The sequence below is a fragment of the Xanthomonas sp. NCPPB 1325 genome, assembly GCF_041477645.2.
Lineage (GTDB): Bacteria > Pseudomonadota > Gammaproteobacteria > Xanthomonadales > Xanthomonadaceae > Xanthomonas > Xanthomonas cannabis.
Genome location: NZ_CM192985.1, coordinates 2302963 through 2324570, shown reverse-complemented (window position 1 = coordinate 2324570; position 21608 = coordinate 2302963). Strand labels below are relative to the sequence as shown.

The 21608-nt window shown below is 65.6% G+C and carries 14 protein-coding genes; 10 read left to right on the top strand and 4 right to left on the bottom strand.

Annotation, left to right across the window (positions count from 1 at the left end; translation table 11 throughout):
• Nucleotides 1–509 precede the first annotated feature (509 nt).
• The 10 genes from ACCQ10_RS09920 (at nucleotide 510) to ACCQ10_RS09875 (ending at nucleotide 16949) form a co-directional block, all read left to right on the top strand.
• Nucleotides 510–2753 (top strand): methyl-accepting chemotaxis protein, encoded by a 2244-nt coding sequence (locus ACCQ10_RS09920; RefSeq protein WP_372362962.1) that lies wholly within the window; start codon nucleotides 510–512, stop codon nucleotides 2751–2753.
• Nucleotides 2754–3207: 454 nt separating this feature from the next.
• Nucleotides 3208–5880, top strand: coding sequence for a methyl-accepting chemotaxis protein (locus tag ACCQ10_RS09915; protein WP_372362961.1), 2673 nt, complete (start codon nucleotides 3208–3210; stop codon nucleotides 5878–5880).
• A 1307-nt stretch (nucleotides 5881–7187) separates the two neighbouring features.
• A complete protein-coding gene (locus tag ACCQ10_RS09910; RefSeq protein WP_184442490.1) occupies nucleotides 7188–7979 on the top strand; it encodes a flagellar brake protein in 792 nt (263 codons plus the stop codon).
• Nucleotides 7980–8102: 123 nt separating this feature from the next.
• Nucleotides 8103–8588: a chemotaxis protein CheW gene (locus ACCQ10_RS09905; RefSeq protein WP_372362959.1), complete on the top strand. Its 486-nt coding sequence runs from the start codon at nucleotides 8103–8105 to the stop codon at nucleotides 8586–8588.
• Nucleotides 8589–8919: 331 nt separating this feature from the next.
• Nucleotides 8920–9303, top strand: coding sequence for a hypothetical protein (locus ACCQ10_RS09900; protein ID WP_005993867.1), 384 nt, complete (start codon nucleotides 8920–8922; stop codon nucleotides 9301–9303).
• Between the two features lie 81 nt (nucleotides 9304–9384).
• Nucleotides 9385–11763, top strand: a complete 2379-nt coding sequence (locus ACCQ10_RS09895) for a methyl-accepting chemotaxis protein (protein ID WP_372362958.1) — start codon at nucleotides 9385–9387, stop codon at nucleotides 11761–11763.
• A 262-nt stretch (nucleotides 11764–12025) separates the two neighbouring features.
• A complete protein-coding gene (locus ACCQ10_RS09890) occupies nucleotides 12026–12892 on the top strand; it encodes a CheR family methyltransferase (RefSeq protein ID WP_372362957.1) in 867 nt (288 codons plus the stop codon).
• Nucleotides 12889–13485 (top strand): chemoreceptor glutamine deamidase CheD, encoded by a 597-nt coding sequence (gene cheD, locus ACCQ10_RS09885; RefSeq protein ID WP_024937701.1) that lies wholly within the window; start codon nucleotides 12889–12891, stop codon nucleotides 13483–13485. The genes ACCQ10_RS09890 and cheD overlap by 4 nt, the downstream gene beginning before the upstream one ends.
• On the top strand, nucleotides 13482–14558 hold the full coding sequence (locus ACCQ10_RS09880) for a protein-glutamate methylesterase/protein-glutamine glutaminase (RefSeq protein WP_047696216.1): 1077 nt from the start codon (nucleotides 13482–13484) through the stop codon (nucleotides 14556–14558). The genes cheD and ACCQ10_RS09880 overlap by 4 nt, the downstream gene beginning before the upstream one ends.
• Before the next feature lie 6 nt (nucleotides 14559–14564).
• Nucleotides 14565–16949, top strand: coding sequence for an EAL domain-containing protein (locus tag ACCQ10_RS09875; protein ID WP_372362956.1), 2385 nt, complete (start codon nucleotides 14565–14567; stop codon nucleotides 16947–16949).
• 286 nt (nucleotides 16950–17235) lie between these two features.
• Here ACCQ10_RS09875 and ACCQ10_RS09870 read toward each other — a convergent pair whose 3' ends face one another.
• From ACCQ10_RS09870 to ACCQ10_RS09855, 4 genes are all read right to left on the bottom strand, one after another.
• Nucleotides 17236–18051, bottom strand: coding sequence for an alpha/beta fold hydrolase (locus ACCQ10_RS09870; protein WP_039564519.1), 816 nt, complete (start codon nucleotides 18049–18051; stop codon nucleotides 17236–17238).
• A 193-nt stretch (nucleotides 18052–18244) separates the two neighbouring features.
• A complete protein-coding gene (gene acnB / locus ACCQ10_RS09865) occupies nucleotides 18245–20836 on the bottom strand; it encodes a bifunctional aconitate hydratase 2/2-methylisocitrate dehydratase (protein WP_372362955.1) in 2592 nt (863 codons plus the stop codon).
• Between the two features lie 65 nt (nucleotides 20837–20901).
• Nucleotides 20902–21312, bottom strand: coding sequence for a type II toxin-antitoxin system VapC family toxin (locus ACCQ10_RS09860; RefSeq protein ID WP_011259444.1), 411 nt, complete (start codon nucleotides 21310–21312; stop codon nucleotides 20902–20904).
• Entirely contained in the window at nucleotides 21309–21557 is a 249-nt protein-coding gene (locus tag ACCQ10_RS09855) for an AbrB/MazE/SpoVT family DNA-binding domain-containing protein (RefSeq protein WP_016903180.1), read from the bottom strand. The genes ACCQ10_RS09860 and ACCQ10_RS09855 overlap by 4 nt, the downstream gene beginning before the upstream one ends.
• Nucleotides 21558–21608: the final 51 nt, after the last annotated feature.

The following is a 21608-nucleotide window of genomic DNA, read 5'->3' as shown; positions in this document are numbered from 1 at the left end:
GTGGTCCTGCGCGTCGACCAAGCGGCATTGCATCCGCGCGTTCGTGGATATTCCACCCGCTGGGCATATCGCGGTCGTCGGCAACGCAAGCGCGACGCGCAAGGCGCCCTTCGAAGAGGCGGCGCGATCGAGGCGAGCAGTGCTGAAGGCCACGAGATCGTCCGAGCATCGCCGTCGCCATCGTCATGGCAGCCTCGCGTTGCCCACCCACGCCGTGCATGCCAGGTGAAAGCGCAGTTGGGCCGCACTGCAGCGGCGCGCGTAGGGCACGCAGAATGGGTGAATTCAGGCGCTGCCGGCCAACAATTCGGCACAGTTCAACCACAGCGACAACACATCCGCACGCGCCCCTCACCTGCGTGATCCAGCGCTGTACCGGCAGTGTGCATCCCGCTCAATTCGCCGATTGCCGCGCCGTTACCACTGGGCGCGCTGCAAGCGGACACGAGCGCACCGCAGCGCGTCGTCCGCCGCCAGCCACGCAACCCACCTTCGAGTCGAGCGACCCCATGACTTCTTTTCTGCAGCGCTTCAATGTCGGGCCACGTCTGGCCGGCGCCTTCACCGTGCTGATTCTGCTGTCCGGCTTCATCGCCTTCATCGGCTATCGCGGCCTGAGCTCGGCGCGCGGGCTGGTCGATGCGCTGGTGCACCAGAACATGACCAAGATCCGCCTTTCCAACGACATGATGAATGCCAATTACGTCATCGCCGCCGAGCTGCGCAATGTGGTGCTGCCGACCAGCGACGCAGACAACCTGCGATTCATCGAGAAGATCAAGACCGCACGGGCCGACTACGCCAAGGCCAGGCAGGCGCTGTACGCGCTGCCCTCGTCCGAGCAGGGCAAGGCCATCCGCGAAGATATCGACCAGCTTACCGGTCCGGTGCGGGAGTTGAACAACAAGGTGATCGACCTGGTGATGTCCGGCCACAGCGATGAAGCGCTGCCGCTGCTGCTCACCCAGGCCGCACCGGCGCTGCAGCAATGGCAGGACAAGATCGGCGAAAACATCGCACTGCAGGACAAGCTCGCCGCCGAAGCCGCGGCCGTGGCGCTGCAATCGATGGACGATTCGCGCAAGCTGCTGGTCGGCGGTTCGCTGCTGGTGCTGCTGCTCAGCGGCACCCTGGGCCTGTTGATCACCCGCAGCCTCACCGGCCCGTTGAATCGCGCCACCGGCGCCGCCGAAGCCATTGCCCGCGGCAAGCTGGACAACGCCGTGCACACCGATGCCCGCGACGAGACCGGCCGCCTGCTGCAGGCCATGGACGCCATGCAATCGCAGGTGCGCAACCTCATCACCGCCCAGCTGGACATGGCCAAGCGCCACGATGCCGGCCAGATCAGTTTCCGCATGGATGCCGGCGTGTTCCCAGGCGACTTCGGCCGCATGGCCGGCGACACCAACACCCTGGTCGACAGCCACATCCAGGTCACCACGCGCCTTGCGCAGATCATGGGCCGCTACGCCATCGGCGACCTGAGCGAAGACATGGACCAGCTGCCGGGCGAAAAGGCCACCCTCACCGACACCATGGCGCAGGTCAAAGCCAATCTGGCAGCGATGAACCAGCAGATCAAACAGCTGGCAACGGCCGCGGCCGATGGCGATTTCAGTGCGCGCGGCGACGCGGCGCAGTTCCAGTTCGATTTCCGCATCATGGTCGAAAGCCTCAACCAGCTGATGGCCACCGCCGACGGCAGCCTGCAATCGCTGTCGGGCATGCTGCAGGCGATTGCCGCCGGCGACCTCACCGCGCGCATGGACGGCGACTTCAAGGGCGTGTTCGCGCAGATGCGCGACGATGCCAATGCCACCGCCACCCAGCTGGCCGGCATCGTCGGGCATATCCAGACCTCGGCGGTGTCGATCAATGCCGCTGCCAGCGAAATTGCCGCCGGCAACAACGACCTGTCGCAGCGCACCGAGCAGCAGGCTGCCAACCTGGAAGAAACCGCAGCGTCCATGGAGGAGCTCACCTCGACCGTCAAGCAGAATGCCGAGGGCGCTCGGCAGGCCAATCAGCTGGCCATCGGCGCGGCCAGTGTGGCTTCGCAAGGTGGTGAAGTGGTCGGCAAGGTGGTCGACACCATGGCCGGCATCCAGGCGTCCTCGAAGAAGATCGCAGACATCATCTCCGTCATCGATGGCATTGCCTTCCAGACCAATATCCTGGCCTTGAACGCCGCAGTGGAAGCGGCGCGCGCCGGCGAACAGGGGCGTGGGTTTGCGGTGGTGGCCTCGGAAGTGCGCACCTTGGCGCAGCGTTCTTCGGCGGCCGCCAAGGAGATCAAGGACCTGATCGGCGACTCCGTGCAACGTGTGGCCGATGGCTCGCAGCTGGTGGACCAGGCCGGCCGCACCATGGCCGAGATCGTGGCATCGGTGCAGCGCGTCACCGACATCATGAGCGAAATCTCCGCCGCATCGCAGGAGCAGTCGGCCGGCATCGAGCAGGTCAACCTCACCGTCACCCAGATGGACGAGGCCACCCAGCAGAACGCTGCACTGGTGGAAGAAGCCACCGCCGCCGCCCGCGCGATGGAAGAACAGGCCCAGCAACTGACCGAAGCGGTGGCGGTGTTCAAGATCGAGCGCCATCTGCCGCTTGCCGCTCGCAGTGCGCCGGTTGGCCACGCAGGTGCCGTGCCGCGTCGCATACCGCGCCCGGTGCTGGCTTCCACCTCCACCCGCAGCAGCGCCGGCGCTGCGGCCACCACCACGATTGGCGAATGGCAGGAGTTCTGAGCCACTGATCGGCCTGACGTGCGCCGCGCACTTCCCTGGCACGGTGCGGCGACCGGCCTGACCGCGCGGGACGGCGGCACCACTCGCCGGCAGCGGGCAGCGGCCGCCGGCCATTAAGCAGCTCCGCAACCCGTTCACCGCACCACACAGCATTCGAGAGCGTTCGATTCGCCAACTGCGAATCTTGCGGGCCGCTTCCCTGGCGACGGGAAGCGGCCCCTTTTTTTTGGGGTGCCCTACCCGGCCGCTAACTGAGCCAGACGCGCTCATATTCATGCATCCATAACAAATGCCAGAAACGCTCAATGCGCTGAAAGCGATTTCATAAACTGGAAACCCAACGCAATGCACCGTTTCATGTAGATTTCGGCATAAAACATCAATTTCAAGCATAGGCGGCCGCTATCGACTTCACGCATCCGTAACGCCCTCCCCCGGGCAAGGTCGATTCCTCATGCATTCCTTCAACCGCCTCTCTGTCGGCACGCGGCTCTCCGCACTGCTGACCCTGGTCATCGCCATCTCTTTGGGCCTGCTGGCCCTGACCATCTATCGTCAGTCCGCTGGCGACATCGAATCGCAGGTCAAGGCCGAGCTGCGCTCCAGTACCCGGTTGATGCAGCAGTCGGTGGCGATGTACGACGTCACCCTGACCGAAGGCACCCAGCGCCTGGGCAGCGTGTTCGATGACATGCTCCCCGCCGGGGCGCGCGAACTCGATAGCGCCAGCACCGTCACCATCGGCGAGCAGAACACCCCGTCGCTGCGCGCCGGCAAGCAGGCGCTGAATCTCAACTTCGAGGCAGTGGACCGCTTTGCGCAGGCCACAGGCGGCGTTGCGACCATCTTCGCGCGCACCGGCGACGACTTCGTGCGCATCACCACCTCGCTGCGCAACAAGCAGAACGAGCGCGTGATCGGCACCCTGCTCGACCGCAAGGGCAAGGCCTACGCCGCACTGTCCGAAGGCAAGCCCTTCACCGGCCAGGCGCAGCTGTTCGGCGAGCAGTACATGACCCACTACGCACCGCTGCGCAACGACGCCGGCGAGGTGATCGGCGCACTGTTCGTCGGTCGCAACTACACCCAGGGCCTGGCCGCGCTCAAGGCGCAGGTCAGCGCGACCACGCTGGGCCAGGACGGGTATTTCGTCATCGCCGACATGGCACCGGGCGAACGCCAGGGCCAGATCATCGCCGCACCGCCCGGTACCCCTGCAACCTTGTCGGCGCTGGTGCCGGCCGACCAGCAGGCCGCGCTGCAGTCGGTCCTGGACGGCAAGCAGCCCAGCGCCAACCTGCAACTGCGCGATGCCAAGGGCAACAGCCAGGCCTTCGAAGTCACCGCGCAGCGTTATGCTCCCTGGCAGTGGGCGGTGATCGGCACCCAGCCGCGTAGCGCCATCGACGGCCCGCTCAACGAACTGCTGGGCAGCATGCTGCTGTTTTCGCTGGTGGTGCTGGCCTTGTGCATCGCGGTGGTGTTCATCGCCGCGCGCAAGATGGTCACCCGCCCGTTGGCGGCAGTGGAACGCGTGCTCGGCGACGTTGCCGCTGGCCGCCTGGACAACCCCATCGAAATCGACCGCCACGATGAACTCGGCCGTCTGCTGCTCAGCGCCCGCACCATGCGCGACGACCTGCGCGCACGCCTGGAACGCGACCACCTGATCGCCAGCGAGGCGCTGCGCGTGCGTACCGCGCTGGACGATGTCAGCACCAACGTGATGATCGCCGATGCAGATCGCCGCATCATCTACGTCAATCGTCCGCTGCAGCGCATGCTCAAGAGCGTGCAGGACGAGCTGCGCCGCGACCTGCCCAACTTCGACGCCGATGCCCTGATCAATGCCAGCATCGACCAGTTCCATCGCAAGCCCGAGCATCAGGCGCGCATGCTCGACCAGCTCACCAGCACGCACGTGGCACAGATCCATGTCGGAGGCCGCACCATGCGCCTGGTGGTCAGCCCCGTGCTTGGCGCCGCTGGCGAGCGCATGGGGTTTGTGGTCGAGTGGGCCGACCGCACCCAGGAAGTCCAGGTGGAACAGGAAGTGGCCCGCATCGTGCAGGCCGCCGCCGCCGGCGACCTGAGCGAGCGTGTCAGCATCGACGGCAAGCAGGGCTTCCTGCTGTTGCTCGCCCAGCAACTCAACGCCCTGCTGGACAACAACGCCGACGGCCTGTCGCGCGTATCGTCGTTGCTCTCCTCGCTGTCGCAGGGCGACCTGACCGCGCGCATGGACGGCGACCTGCAAGGCGTGTTCGCCACCATCCGCGACGACGCCAATGCCACCGCCGACCAGCTGGCCGGCATCGTTCGCCGGATCAAGGACTCGTCGCTGGCGATCAACTCCGCGGCCACCGAAATCGCCACCGGCAACGGCGACCTGTCGCGCCGTACCGAACAGCAGGCTGCCGCGCTGGAAGAAACCGCCGCCTCGATGGAAGAGCTCACCGCCACCGTCAAGCAGAATGCCGACAATGCCGACCAGGCCAACCGCCTGGTGCTGGATGCCGCCGGCGTGGCGGCCAAGGGCGGCGACGTGGTCGGCCGCGTGGTCAGCACCATGGCCGACATCGACACCTCGTCCAAGAAGATCGCCGAGATCATCAGCGTCATCGACGGCATCGCCTTCCAGACCAACATCCTGGCCTTGAACGCCGCCGTGGAAGCCGCCCGTGCCGGCGAACAGGGCCGTGGCTTTGCCGTGGTCGCCAGCGAAGTACGCACGCTGGCCCAGCGTTCGGCCGGCGCCGCCAAGGAGATCAAGCACCTGATCGAAGATTCGGTGACCCGCATCGGTAACGGCGCTGCACTGGCCTCCGAAGCCGGCAGCACCATGCAGCAAGTGGTGAGCTCGGTGCAGCGCGTCACCGACATCATGGGCGAAATCACCAGCGCCTCGCGCGAGCAGGCCGCCGGCATCACCCAGGTCAACCAGACCGTCACCCAGATGGACGAAACCACCCAGCAGAACGCCGCCCTGGTGGAAGAAGCAACGGCAGCCGCACGCGCGATGGAAGACCAGGCCGCGCAGCTGGTGGACGCAGTGGCTGTGTTCCGGCTCGAACAGGAAGATCGCCTGAGCACCCTGCTGGCCAACGCACGTCACGCCTACAGCTGATTCAAGGCGCCACAACGACGCGCGCGCAGAGCGCCATGCTGCAAGGACGTACTTGCAGCGTGTCCTGGGATGGTGGGCGGGCCGGGATCCTGCAGCAAAGGCGCAGACCATCCGCTCTGCATCTTTGCTGCCGGGATTAGGCAATCATGTAGCGACATCTGCATCGTGCGTGTCGCGATCGCTTGGCCGTCTTCAAGTCCGGTCGAGGGCGCGGCGCCCTCACCGCTCGCGGGACACGCCGCAAGTACGTCCCTGTAGGCTCGGTGGCGGCATCCATGCCGCCACACGGTCCCGCAATCGGCGAGGACACCACGCCAGACAGTTGGCTGGTGGTTTTGTTGAAGAATCAGACAGCGTGTCGCGGCTTGCCGTTGCTTGTTGAGAACTTTGCGCACCAGCCAACTCGACTGGTCCTTGCCCGCCCACCGTCGCAGGACCCTTGGCGGCATGGATGCCGCCACGGAGCCTACAGGGATGTACTTGCGGCGTGTCCTGCGATGGTGGGCGGGAAAGGGCCCTGCAGCAAAGGCGCAGACCATCCGCTCTTCGCCTTTGCTGCCCGGGTCAAGCAATCAGGTAGCGACAACTGCATGGTGAGTCTCGCGAGCGCTTGGCGATCCTCAATTCCGGTCGAGGGCGCGGCGCCCTCACCGCTCGCGGGACACGCCGCAAGTACTTCCCTATAGGCTCGGTGGCGGCATCCATGCCGCTACACGGTCCCGCAATCGGCGAGGACGCCACGCCAGACAGTTGGCTGGCGGTTTTACTGAAGAGCGAAGACACCGCATCGCATGGTTTGCTCGTTGCTCTGCTGATAGCTCTGCACACCGACCAACACGACTGGTCCTTGCCCGCCCACCGTCGCAGGACCCTTGGCGGCATGGATGCCGCCACGGAGCTTACAAGGACGTACTTGCAGCGTGTCCTGCGATGGTGGGCGGGCAAGGGCCCTGCAGCAAAGGCGCAGACCATCCGCTCTGCGCCTGATCCGTCCGTAGCGAGCGATCAGGTCGAGACGCCTAAAATGCGCGTCTCGCAAACCCTTGGCGATCTTCAAGTCTGGTCAAGCGCTCGGCGCCCTCACCGCTCGCGGGACATGCCGTGAATCCGTCCGTGGAGTCTCAGTGGCGGCATCCATGCCGCCACACGGTCCCGCAATCGGCGAGGACACCACGCCAGACGGTTGGCTGGTGATTTAGCGAACGTATCTTGTCAGCGGCGCTTAAAGATTTCGCTTTGCCGCCGATATCAAGGCGACGCCGGGACAACCTTCCGGGCCTCATCCCGCTTCCACTGTGCTTGTGCCCATGTCCCAAGGCGATACCTCAGAGTCAGAGCTGGACCACGATGCCGATCACCTCGCCGAAGGTGACGAGCGTTACCTGCTGCGCAACAAGCGGCAGATCCGTGGGTTGTTGCGCCAGCTGTTGGACCAACGCGCCGTGGTGACCATGCACGTGGCTGGCCGCGACATGGCCGTGCCCACCGCCGTGCTGGAAATCGACGAAGACGACGACTGCGTGATCCTGGACGGCAGCCATAACGATGCCTCCAACCGCGCCATCGAAGGCGCCAAGTACCTGCTGTGCTACGCCCAGCTGGAACGGGTCAACATCCGCTTCCGCCTGGACAAGGCCGAACGCCTGGAGCGCGACATCCACGTCGCCTTCCGCGCCGAGCTGCCGGAAGTGATGTACCACCTGCAGCGCCGCGAGTCGTACCGGCTGGAGACGCCGATCACCGACTCCCCCATCTGCATCATCCGCCAGGACGACGCGCAGGGCGGCAACCTCAACCTGCAGCTGCGTGTGATCGACATCAGCAGCGGCGGCCTGGCCGTCTCGCTCACTGCCGGCATGCCCCTGCTCGAACCGCAGCGCACCTACCGCAACTGCACCCTGCAACTGCCCGATGCCGCGCCGATCGCGCTGCCGCTCACGGTCTGCAGCCAGCACAAGCAGACCCTGCCCAACGGCAGCGAAGGCTTCCGGGTCGGCATGCAGTACAGCGACCTGCCGCGCGGCGCCGATGAAACCATCCAGCGCTACATCTTCCGGGTCGACCGCCAGCGCAATGCGCGCAAGAGCGGCGTGTTCTGAACCCGACCGTACCGTCCCCGGCACGCACCTAAAGTTGCCGAGCGCGGCGCCGATGTTGCTATGGCAACCCCCTTTCAACCCTGTGCCGCAACCTGACACTCAGCCGCAACGCCCGGAGTTTTCATGAACGACAAAAGCACTGCCACCGGCACCGGTGGTGAATTCCTCAGCTTCGCCCTGGGCGAAGAACACTACGGCGTGGACATCCTGAAAGTGCAGGAAATCCGCGGCTACGATTCGGTCACCCGCCTGCCGGACGCGCCCGATTACATCAAGGGTGTGATCAACCTGCGCGGCACCATCGTGCCGGTGATCGACCTGCGCCTGAAGTTGCGCCTGAAAGAAGCGCGCTACGACGCCTTCACCGTCATGATCGTGCTCAACGTCGAAGACCGCGTGGTCGGCATCGTGGTCGACAGCGTCTCGGACGTCATCCCGCTCAATGACGACCAGATCCGCCCGACCCCCGAATTCGGCGCCTCGGTGGACACCCGCTTCATTTCCGGCATCGGTACCCAGGACGATCGCATGCTGATCCTGCTGGACATCGAAACCCTGCTGGACAGCACCGAGCTGGGTCAGCAGCAGCCGGCCGAAGAAGCCGCCTGATCGGCGTTGCCGATCGACGCGTCCGAGCGACGCGACGGACGTAGCGGTGCCCGCGGTCGTCAGATGGCGTGTGACTGGCAGTGACTGCGATGTGCGTTTGCACGTCGCACTCCGGCAGCCCACACGCAATCAGACGGCCGCAGCGGTTTCTGGACCGCCGGTACGACCATCAGGTGTCAGGAGCTCCCCGACACGCGACGCACGGCCGAATCAAAGTGCGATGTGACTCACGTTTTTTGGATTCAAGTTGAACCGGAGCTAGCCGATAGCTGAATAGAAGCCCGCGTTTACAAACGGGTCACTGTTCGACTTTCGATTCTGGAGAATCCACATGAAGTTCCTGCTCTCGCTCCTCCCCGTCGCTGCTCTCGTGATCGTTGCTCCCACGCTGTCGGCTCAGTCGCAGGAAATGATTCCGCCGGAGATGGCCACCCGCTTCGTCGGCAAGGACGGCATGGTGTGCGGCAAGGTCGAAAAGGCCAAGTACGCGCAGAGCTCGGAAGGTGAGCCCACCTTCCTGTACATGGGCGGCATGTTCCCGCGCCACACCTTCTCGGCCCGCATCGACGGCGCCAACCGCGGCAAGTTCAGCTTTGCCCCCGAATCCCTGGAAGGCAAGGACGTCTGCGTCCTCGGCAAGATCCAGCGCGACAGCTCGCGCGCCGAAATCGAAGTCAGCTCCCCGGCCAGCCTGAAGCTCGCCACCATCAAGTAATCGCCTCGCACATCGCCACGCGCACGCGTGGCGATGTGCTGTGTGGATTATGCGGACTGACTTCTACGGGGAATCGTGTCAATGCAATGGATCAATAATCTGAAGTTGATGCCGCGCCTGATGCTCGCATTCGGCATCGTGCTGCTGATCATGCTGGTGCAGGGAATCATCGCCTATGCGGGCCTGGCATCGCTCAACAACGTCACCCGCGACCTGGCCGGCAACACCATGTCCAGCGTGCGCGAAGCCGGCGATCTGCGCGGCATGCTCGGCGAATACCGGAATGCGTCTTATCAGAACCTCGTGCGCGCCAGCGACGCGGTCAAGCAGGAAGCCAAGGTCCGCGCCAAGCGCCTCAATGGCGAAATCGAAGCCACGATCAAGGGCTACCCGCGCCTGATCGAAAGCCCGCAACAGAAAAAACTCTTCGACGTCTTCGTGGCGGACTGGAAGAAGGCCGCCGCCTCCTACGCCAGCGTCGACGAAATGGTCGAACTGAACCTGCCCGACGATGCGGTCGACACCTTTGTCGGCGAAACCCGCACCCTGCACAACAAGGCCAAGGATTCGCTGGCCGCGTTGATCGCCGAAGACAACCTGCTGGCACAGGCTGCCAAGACCAAGGCCGAAAAGGTCCACGCCACCTCGGTCACGCTGACCCTGCTGGTGTTGCTGATCGGCATTGCCGGCGGCCTGGGCCTGGCGTTCCTGTTTGCCCGCGCCATCGTGCGCAGCATGCGTGGTGCGGTCAGCACCGCCACCGAGATCGCCGGCGGCAAGCTGGACGGCCAGATCAACGTGCAGGGCCAGGATGAAGTGGGCGAACTGATGCGTTCCATGCAGCGCATGCAGCGCGATCTGAAGGAGCGCATCGAACGCGACCGCACCATCGCCGACGAAAACCTGCGTATCCGTACCGCGCTGGACAAGTCGTCCACCGGCACCTTCATCACCGATCCCGACCGCGTCATGATCTACGCCAACGACGCGTTCAAGAAGATCGTTGCGCAGTACGAGAGCAGCATCCGCCTGGCCTCGCCGGAATTCGATGCCAACAAGGTCATCGGCCAGCACATCAGCTACCTGGGCCTGTCGGATGCGACCGTGCGCAAGGCCATTGCCGCGCTTGAAAGCGATGGCGTCACCAGCTTCGAAGAACGTTTCGGCGAAGTGGTGCTGGCGCAGACGGTCACCGGCATCAAGAACGAGCACGGCGAGAATACCGGCGAAGTCTGCGAATGGCGCGACCGCACCATCGAAGTCCAGGTCGAAGAAGAAGTCGCCCGCATCGTGCGTGCCGCCGCCAGCGGCGACATGAGCGGCCGGGTGGAAACCGACGGCAAGCAGGGCTTCTTCCTGCAGCTGGCGCAGCAGCTCAACGGCTTGCTGGATGCCAACGCCGCCAGCATCGAGCAGATTTCGGCGCTGCTGTCTGCGTTGTCGCGTGGCGACCTCACCGTGCGCATGCACGGCCAGTTCAGCGGCGTGTTCGCGCAGATGCGTGACGATGCCAATGCCACCGCCGAACAGCTGGCCGACATCGTCGGGCGCATCAAGTCTTCGTCCACCGCCATCAACGCGGCGGCCGGCGAGATCGCCTCCGGCAACACCGACCTGTCGCACCGTACCGAACAGCAGGCCGCCAACCTGGAAGAAACCGCCGCCTCGATGGAGGAGCTCACCTCCACCGTCCGGCAGAACGCCGAAAGCGCCCGCCAGGCCAATCAGCTGGCGATCGGCGCCACCGGTGTGGCCTCGCAGGGCGGCGAGGTGGTGTCGCAGGTGGTCACCACCATGTCCGGCATCGAAGCCTCGTCCAAGAAGATCGCCGACATCATCAGCGTCATCGACGGCATTGCGTTCCAGACCAACATCCTGGCCTTGAATGCCGCGGTGGAAGCCGCGCGTGCCGGCGAACAGGGCCGCGGCTTTGCGGTGGTGGCCTCGGAAGTGCGCACGCTGGCACAGCGCTCGGCCGGTGCGGCCAAGGAGATCAAGGGCCTGATCGACGATTCCGTGCACAAGGTCGCCGAAGGCTCGGCACTGGTGCGCAAGGCCGGTGCCACCATGGCCGACATCGTGGCCAGCGTGCAGCGCGTCACCGACATCATGGGCGAGATTTCGGCCGCTTCGCAGGAGCAGTCGGCCGGCATCGAGCAGGTCAACCAGACCATCACCCAGATGGACGAGACCACCCAGCAGAACGCCGCGTTGGTGGAAGAAGCCACCGCCGCCGCCCGCTCGATGGAAGAGCAGGCCGGCCACCTGGCCGAAGCGGTGTCGGTGTTCAAGCTGGACGAACCGGCCGCCGTCGCCGCGCAGGCCCGCGTGCGTCCGGTGGCATCGCGTCCGGTTGGCGTCAAGAACGCCGCCAAGCCGGCCCCGCGCACTGCGGCAACGTCCGCGCGACCTGCCACGCCACAGGCCGCCCTGGCCGACGGTAACTGGCAAGAGTTCTGATCCACCGCTGTCACCCACAACGCCCCGGCCCTGCCGGGGCGTTGTGCATTTGGAGCCACTGCTGGAGCGGGGATCTACGTTGCCCCCTGCGCGCGCACGCTGCCGCGGATGTCGCGGCGTGCGGCTTCAGCGCGCCGCGCCCGACAAACGCGCAGCCCGGCCCAGTCACACTGCCGACCGAACACAACCGCGCGCAATCCACGTATTGGCGCTTCAGTTGCGCGGCTCCGTGGCCGATATCCAGTGATAGCTAACGACGCGTATGGATATGACGATTACGACTCCTGCTTCAGACACACGCGAATTCGATTTCGGCGACCGCGATTTCAAGCGCGTTTGCGACCTGATCTATCAGCGTGTCGGCATCGCCCTGGCCCCGGCCAAGCGCGACATGGTGTATGGCCGCCTGTCGCGCCGCCTGCGCGTGCTCGGCCTGCGCTCGTTCCGCGATTACCTCGACCAGCTGGAAGCCGGCAACGACGAGGAAGAATGGCAGGCGTTCACCAACGCACTGACCACCAACCTGACCTCGTTCTTCCGCGAGCCGCACCACTTCGACAAGCTGCGCGAAGAACTGCAGAAGCGCGCCTCGCAGGCGCCATTGAAGATCTGGTCGTGCGCCGCCTCTACCGGCGAGGAGCCCTACTCCATCGCCATCACCGCCTGCGAAGCCTTCGGCACGCTGACCCCGCCGGTGAGCATCGTGGCCACCGACGTGGATACCCAGGTGCTGGAAACCGCCTCGCGCGGCGTCTACGCCATCGACCGCGTCGCCTCGCTGGATGCCTCGATCAAGCGCAAGTACTTCCAGCGCGGCAGCGGCCCCAACGAGGGCAAGTGCCGGGTGATTCCGGCGCTGCGCCAGCTCATCGAATACCGCCAGCTGAACCTGCTGGCCCCGCGTTACGACGTCGGCGGCCCGTACGCGGCGCTGTTCTGCCGCAATGTGATGATCTATTTCGACAAGCCCACCCAGCGCGGCATCCTGTCGCGTCTGGTCAGCCACATGGGCGACGACGGCCTGCTCTACACCGGGCACTCGGAGAACTACCTGCACGCGGCCGATCTGATCCAGCCGTGCGGCCGCACGCTGTATCGGCGCGCCCCGCGCGCAGGAGCCTCTGCATGAGCACCGCCGTACAAGTCGATGACGTGATGCGGTACCGCGATTCGCGCTTCCAGACCATCACCGCCAAGCTGCTGCCCACCCAATACCTGGTGGTGGACGACGACACCGCGTTGACGACCACCTTGGGATCGTGCGTTGCAGCCTGCTTGCGCGACCCGGTGCTCAAGATCGGCGGCATGAATCACTTCCTGCTGCCCGAAGGTCAGGTTGGCGATGGCGCACCCGCGCGCTACGGCAGTTATGCGATGGAGTTGCTGATCAACGACATGCTCAAGCGCGGCGCGCATCGTAAACGCATCGAAGCCAAGGTCTTCGGCGGCGCCAACGTGCTCAAGGGCTTCACCAGCAACCCGGTCGGCACCCGCAACGCCGAGTTCGTCCGCCAGTACCTGCAGGCCGAACACATTCCCATCATTGCCGAAGATCTGTGCGGCATCCATCCGCGCAAGGTGTGGTTCTTCCCGACGACCGGCCGGGTGGTCGTGCAGCGTCTGCCGCACGCACACGAAGCCGAAGTCGCCGCCGCCGAATCGGCCGTGCGTGCCCGTCTGTCCAAAGCACCGGTCACCGGTGGAGTGGAGCTGTTCGAATGACGCTGGAAACTCCCGTACGTGTCCTCATCGTCGACGATTCGGCGGTGGTACGTCAGATGCTCACCGAAATCCTCTCGCGCGACCCCGGCATCGAAGTGGTCGGCTCAGCCGCCGACCCGCTGCTGGCGCGCGAAAAGATCAAACGCCTCAATCCGGACGTGCTCACGCTGGATGTGGAAATGCCGCGCATGGACGGCCTAGTGTTCCTGGAAAACCTGATGCGGCTGCGGCCGACGCCGGTGGTGATGATTTCGTCGCTGACCGAGCGCGGCGCCGACACCACCCTGCAGGCCCTGTCCCTGGGCGCGGTGGACTTCGTGTCCAAGCCCAAGATCGATGTCGCGCGCGGGCTGGAAGGCTATGCCGAGGAGATCGTCAGCAAGGTCAAGATGGCCGCCAAGGCCAAGGTCAGCGCGCTCAATCGCCCCAGCACCCCCAAGGTCACCTTGGACATGCAGTCGGCGCCGGTGCCGGGCAGCGCACTGCGCTTCCGCACCACCGACCGCCTGATCGCCATCGGCGCCTCCGCCGGTGGCACCGAAGCACTGCGCGTGGTGCTCGAACACATGCCCGCCGACGCGCCCGCGGTGGTGATGACCCAGCACCTGCCGGCCAGCTTCAGCACCGCATTCGCCGAGCGCCTCAACCGCCACTCGGCGATGTCGGTGCGCGAGGCCAGCGATGGCGAAGCCATCCTGCCCGGCCACGCCTATCTGCCGCCGGGCGGCCAGCACCTGCGCATCATCCGCGACGGTGCGCGCTGGCGCTGCCGCATCGACGACGGCCCGCCGGTCAATCGGCACAAGCCGGCGGTGGATGTGCTGTTCCGCTCGGTCGCTGCCAATGCCGGGCCCAATGCGGTGGGCGCCATCCTCACCGGCATGGGCGACGACGGCGCGCGCGGCCTGCTGGAAATGCTGCAGGCCGGCGCCCCCACCCTGGTACAGGACGAAGCCAGCAGCGTGGTCTGGGGCATGCCGGGCGCCGCCTACAAGCTGGGCGCCGCGCAGGAAGTGGTGCCGCTGGACCGCGTGGCCGAACGGCTCATCGCACTGTCGGCGCAGGCGCGCTGATCGCCCATGTGCCCCCTGCCCCCGCGCCCGACCGATCTGCCGCGTTTCGGTGAACCGGCCACTGTCTTGCCGACAGTGGAGGATGCGAGGGCAACGATACCGGCGTTCGCCGTGGAAACGCTGCCGCTCGATGCAGCCGGCGATGGCGCTGCCACGCGTGCGCTGACGCCAGGCGCCATCCCGCACGGCCCGGTCACCGCCGGCATGGCCATGCCGGGTGAGCATCCGGACGCCCGCCGCTCACGCCTGTTGGCCGAGGCGCTGGACGGCAGCAGCAGCGCCATCCTGATTTGCGATCTGCAATCGCGCCTGCTGTATGCCAACGACGGCTTCCAGCGCATGTTCGGCTACACCGAAGCCGAACTGGTCGGCCAGCGTCCGTCCGACGTGCTGACGCGTGCGCAAAGCGACCAGAGTGAAGTCGCACGCATCCGCGACCGCGCCGATGCCCTGCAGCACACCCGTGCCGACCTGCTGGTGTACCGCAAGGACGGCACCCCGCTGTGGATTTCGCTCAACTTCAATCCGATCTACGACGCCCGGCACAACCCCTCGCACTACGTCGCGGTGCTGACCGACATCACCGATACCAAGATGCACGAGGTGCTGCAGCATCGCGTGCTCGAAGCGCTGGTGCAGGAGCGTCCGCTGATCGAAGTGATGACGTTGATCTGCACCGAAGTCGAACGCATCGCACCGGATGTGATTGCGACCGTGATGAGCGCCGACAATCAGGGCTGCCTGCATTCGCTGGCCGCGCCCAGCCTGCCCCCCGAATACGCCGATGCAGTCAACGGCCTGAAGATCGCGCCGACTGCCGGTGCCTGCGGCACCGCCGCCTGGCGTGGCCGCGCGGTGATGGTGGAAGACATCGCCACCGACCCGCTGTTTGCGCCGTATCGGCAGACACTGCTCCCGATGGGCCTGCGTGCCTGCTGGAGCACGCCGATCCGTTCCAACAGCGCGCGCGTGCTGGGCACCTTCGCGCTGTATTACCGCAAGCCGCAACGCGCCGACGCCTGGCATGTGCGGCTCACCGAGCTGTGCCAGCAGCTGTGCACCCTGGCACTGGAGCGCGAGCAGATCCGCCAGCGCGTGCATCAACTCGCGTTCTATGACGCGCTGACCGGCCTGCCCAACCGCATCATGTTCAGCGCACGCGCCGAGCAGGCGCTGACCCAGGCCGAATATGCCGGCGAGCCGGCCACCTTGATGTTCATCAACATCGACCGCTTCAAGCTGATCAACGACAGCCAGGGCCATGCGGCCGGCGATGGCCTGCTGCGCGATATCGCGCTGCGCATCGCCGACCAGCTGGCCGCCACCGCCATGCTGGCGCGTCTGGCTGGCGATGAATTTGCGTTGGCCCTGCCGCAATGCAGCGCCGAACAGGCCAGTGCCGCGGCCGAACGCGTGCTGGGCACCATCGCCGGCCCGCTATCGGTCGGCCACATGACCGTGCATCCGTCGGCCAGCATCGGGGTGGCGATGTTTCCTGAGGACGGGCGCGACATCAACATCCTGCTGCGGCACGCGGATCTGGCGATGAATCGCGCCAAGAAGGAAGGCGGCGGACGCTTTCGTTTCTTCAGTTCCGACATGAATCGCATGGCGCAGGAGCGCGTGGCGCTGGAAGCGGAGCTGCGGCAGGCCATCGGTCGCGGTCAGCTGCAGCTGCATTACCAGCCGCAGATGCATAGCGCCGCACCGCACGCACTGTATGGCGTGGAAGCGCTGCTGCGTTGGAACCACCCGCAGTTGGGCGCGATCTCGCCGGCGCGGTTCCTGCCGGTGGCCGAAGAGCAAGGCATGATGCCGCAGCTCAACGACTGGGTGCTGCGCCACGCCTGCGAACAGGTGGCCGACTGGCGCCAACGCGGCGTGCCGGTGGCGCGCGTCTCGGTCAACCTGTCGGCCAGCGGCTTCGAAAGCCCGCGCATGCTGCCCGACCTGCTCCGGCTGATGGCCGATACCGGCGTGCAACCGTCCGACCTGACCCTGGAGCTGACCGAGAGCGTGATGCTTTCCGGGCAGTCCGGCGTGCTGGACAACCTGCACGCGATCCGCGAAGCCGGCATTTCGCTGTCGCTGGACGACTTCGGCACCGGCTACTCCAGCCTCAGCCACCTGCATCGCCTGCCGATCGACGAACTCAAGCTGGACATGAGCTTCGTACGCGACATCGAACACAGCGAGGACGCGCGCGCACTCACCACCTCGGTGCTGCGCATCGGCGAGCACCTGCGTAAGCACGTGGTGGCCGAAGGGGTCGAAAACGAGGCCCAGCGCCTGTTTCTCGCCGACCTGGGGTGCGAGGTGCTGCAAGGCTATCTGTTCTCGCGCCCGTTGCCGGCTGCCGCACTGGAAGCCTGGCTGGGCGCGCAGCCTTAGCGGGTTGCTGCCCCGGCGGCTGGCGGTACCCGAGTCACCCGTCCCCTTATCCGCCGCTGCGCGCCACCTTCTCCCCCATGAAGGAGGACAATGTCCCAATGGGAGAAGGGAGTTAGCCCCTCTCCCATCGGAGCGAGAAGGCACGGCTTGCGCGTCACTGGAGCGCGTGCCTCGGAGCGCCCGCGCCGCAAGCGCGGGCCGGGCGCGGAGCGGGGGTTGAGGGGTCAGGGTACGGGCTGCATCCCGCACTCACTCAATTACTCAAGCATCACCGCAACGTCCACGCTCAGTGCAACGTACGCTTCAACCATCCCAGCAACTGCGCATTGACGAACGCCGGGTTTTCCAACGAGGCGATATGCCCGGCATCGGGCACCAGTTCGTAATCGCAACAGATCGCCTCGGCCATCATCCACACCTCTTCCGGCGGGCGTGCCACATCGGCATCGCCGCCGAGCAAGAAAGTGCGTGCCGGATCCAGTGCAGACAGCGCGTCCAGGCGATCGGCCCGCCCGAAGATCAGCCGCCCGAGCGGCACGATCGAGGCACGCAACTGCTCGACCGAAAGCTGTGCCAGGCGCTGCGCAAACGCAGCCGGCAACGCCGAGGTCAGATCGATCCCCGGACGGAAGAAGATCGGCACGATCGCCTCGATCAGCGCAGGCGTCACCTGCCCCGCCGCCTCGATCGCATCGAGCATGCCGAAGTAACGCGTCCGCGTGGCCTGCGGCTCGGCACCGAGGAAAGTGTCCATCAACACCAGGCTGCGGACACGCTCCGGCGCCAGCAACGCCAGCTCAGCGCCCCACATGCCGCCAACCGACAAGCCCACCACTGCGCACTGCGGCAGCTGCAGCGCATCCAGCAGGCCAAGCATCTGCCGCGCCAGGTCGTCGATGCCCCGGGTCTGGTCGGGCAATCCGCCCGATTGTCCGTGGCCCCAGAGCTCCGGAACGATGACCTGGTAGTGCTGCGACAGGACCTGGATCTGCGGCTCCCACATGGCCGCATCCCAGAGGTAGCTGTGGCCGAGCAGGACCGGAAAGCCCTGGCCGTATTGTGCGTAGTGCAATGGTTGACCAGCGATCGTGCAAGTGGGCATGGCATCGAAGGTAAGTGGGGAAGTGCCGGACACTAGCTCCCCCGACTTCAGATTTTTGTTGCAATGCGCCACGTCAGTCAGCTGCTGGTTGCCTTATCGCCCGTCATCGTGGATGCAACGCGAAGCCAACGCGCAAAAAGCGAAATGCCCGGCAGTGCCGGGCATTTCGGGACAACACACACCCGTGACGGCATCAGGCCGCGACGGTCTCCGCAACGCCCTGATACTCCTGGATCTGATCGAAGTTCATGTAGCGGTAGATCTGCTCGCCACTGGTCTTGATCACGCCCACGTCGGCCATGTACTCCTCCTTGGTCGGAATCCGGCCCAGGCGCGAGCAGATCGCCGCCAGCTCCGCCGAGCCCAGGTATACATTGGTGTTGCGGCCCAGGCGGTTGGGGAAGTTACGCGTGGAGGTGGAGAACACCGTGGCGCCCTCGCGTGCCTGCGCCTGGTTGCCCATGCACAGCGAGCAGCCGGGCATTTCCATGCGTGCGCCGGCCGCGCCGAAGGTGCCGTAATGGCCTTCCTTGGTGAGCTCGGAGGCGTCCATCTTGGTCGGCGGTGCCACCCACAACCGGGTCGGGATGTCGCGCTTGCCTTCCAGCAACTTGGCGGCGGCACGGAAGTGGCCGATGTTGGTCATGCACGAACCGATGAACACCTCGTCGATCGCCGCACCGGCCACCTCGGACAGCGTCTTGACGTCGTCCGGGTCGTTCGGGCACGCCACGATCGGTTCAACGATATCGGCCAGGTCGATCTCGATGACCGCGGCGTATTCGGCATCGGCATCGGGCTGCAGCAGCTGCGGGTCGGCCAGCCACTCTTCCATCTTCTTGATGCGGCGGCCCAGCGTGCGCGCATCGGCATAGCCTTCGGCAATCATCCAGCGCAGCAGGGTGATGTTGCTGGTCAGGTATTCGATGATCGGCGCCTTGTCCAGGTGCACGGTGCAACCTGCCGCCGAACGCTCGGCCGAGGCGTCGGACAGTTCGAAGGCCTGCTCCACCTTCAGGTTCGGCAGCCCTTCGATTTCCAGGATGCGGCCGGAGAAGATGTTCTTCTTGCCTTGCTTGGCCACGGTCAACAGACCGTCCTTGATTGCATACAGCGGGATCGCGTTGACCAGGTCGCGCAAGGTCACGCCCGGCTGCATCTCACCCTTGAAGCGCACCAGCACGCTCTCGGGCATGTCCAGCGGCATCACGCCGGTGGCGGCCGCGAAGGCCACCAGGCCGGAGCCGGCCGGGAACGAAATACCGATCGGGAAACGGGTATGCGAGTCGCCGCCGGTGCCCACGGTGTCGGGCAGCAGCATGCGGTTGAGCCAGCTGTGGATCACGCCGTCGCCCGGACGCAGCGACACGCCGCCACGGGTGGAGATGAATTCCGGCAGGGTGTGGTGGGTCTTGACGTCCACCGGCTTCGGGTAGGCCGCGGTGTGGCAGAACGACTGCATCACCAGGTCCGAGGAGAAGCCCAGGCAGGCCAGGTCCTTCAGCTCGTCGCGAGTCATCGGGCCAGTGGTGTCCTGCGAGCCCACCGAGGTCATCTTCGGCTCGCAATAGGTGCCCGGGCGCATGCCCTGGCCTTCCGGCAGGCCACAGGCGCGGCCGACCATCTTCTGCGCCAGCGAGAAGCCCTTGCCGGTGTCCGGCGGGTCCATCGGCAGGCGGAACAGGTCCGACGCCGGCAGGCCGAGAAATTCGCGCGCCTTGGCGGTGAGGCCACGGCCGACGATCAGCGGAATGCGGCCACCGGCGCGCACTTCGTCGAACAGCACGTCCGACTTCATCGCGAACTCGGCGATCACCTGCCCGTTCTTCAGCGCCTTGCCGTCGTACGGACGCAGCTCGACCACGTCGCCATGTTCCATCTGCGACACGTCCAGCTCGATCGGCAGTGCGCCGGCGTCTTCCATGGTGTTATAGAAGATCGGCGCGATCTTGCTACCCAGGCACACGCCGCCGAAGCGCTTGTTCGGGATGTACGGAATGTCTTCGCCGGTCCACCACAGCACCGAGTTGGTCGCCGACTTGCGCGAAGAACCGGTGCCGACCACGTCGCCCACATAGGCCACCAGGTGACCCTTGTCCTTGAGATCGGCAATGGCCTGGATCGGGCCGCGCTTGCCGTCTTCTTCCGGCACGAACGCTGCGCCTTCGCGGGCATTCTTGAGCATCGCCAGTGCGTGCAGCGGGATGTCCGGGCGCGTGGTCGCATCCGGTGCCGGCGACAGGTCGTCGGTGTTGGTTTCGCCCGGCACCTTGAACACGGTGACGGTCATGCTCTGCGGCACTTCCGGCTTGCTGGTGAACCACTCGGCATCGGCCCAGCTCTGCAGCACGGCCTTGGCGTGCGCGTTGCCGGCTTCGGCCTTTTCCTGCACGTCGTGGAAGGCGTCGAACACCAGCAAGGTGTGCTTGAGCGCGTCGGCCGCGGTGGCGCCCAGCTCGGCGTTGTCCAGCAGGTCGATCAGCGGCTGGATGTTGTAGCCGCCCAGCATGGTGCCGAGCAGCTCGGTGGCACGCGTGGGGCTGATCAGTGCCGTTTTTTCGGTGCCGAAGGCGACCGCGGCCAGGTACGAGGCCTTGACCTTGGCCGCGTCGTCGACGCCGGCCGGCACGCGCTGGCTGAGCAGTTCGACCAGGAACTCCTCTTCGCCCGCTGGCGGTGCCTTCAACAGCTCGATGACTTCGGCGGTCTGCTGCGCGGTCAGCGGCAGTGGCGGGATACCGAGCGCGGCGCGCTCTGCAACGTGGTGGCGGTAGGCTTCCAACATGCGGGTTCTCCAAAAGGACAGCAGTGAATGTGTAAAAACGTCAGACGTGGATCAGAAGACGTGGATCAGGCAACGGGTTTGGGCACGGTGATCTTCAAACCCTTGAAGTAGTCGCGGAAAAAGCCCTCGTCGCGGGTAATCAAGCCATCGCACTGGAGCATCGCGTGGGCGCCGATCAAAAAATCCGCCACCACCCGCTCGCGTTTGCCGCCGCGCGCGCGAAACCGCTTGTTCATGTGGCCGGCGCGCACCGCTGCCGCTTCCTGGGTGGCTTCGTAACGCACGCCGATCGAGGCCAGGGTTTCCATCAGGTCGACCTGGGTGTCGAGCATGGCCAGCACTTCGGCCACCACCGCATCGCAGACCACCACTTCATCGCGCGCCAGCGCATCGCCGATGCAGATCTCCGACACCTCGCCGTAGACCGGGTCGCCGATCAAGATATCGAGCAGCACCGAGGAATCCAGGGCGATCATGGGTCGAATGGGTCCCCGGGGGCGCGGCCACGGATGGCGCGCATGGCCTCATCGGTGCTGGTCAGGCCGTCGACCAGCTTGAACTTGCCGCGCACCTTGCGCAGCGCTTCGCTGACGTCCTTGCGCAGGATGATGCGCCCGCCGTCGAGCTCGATCTTCAGCGTGGTGCCCTTGGTCAGGCCCAGGGCGTCGCGCACGGCCTTGGGCAGGGTGATCTGTCCGCGTTCGGCAACGGTGGCTTCCATGAGCATGCTCCAGAAAGTATGCACATATGATACGTACTTGCGATGTCGTAC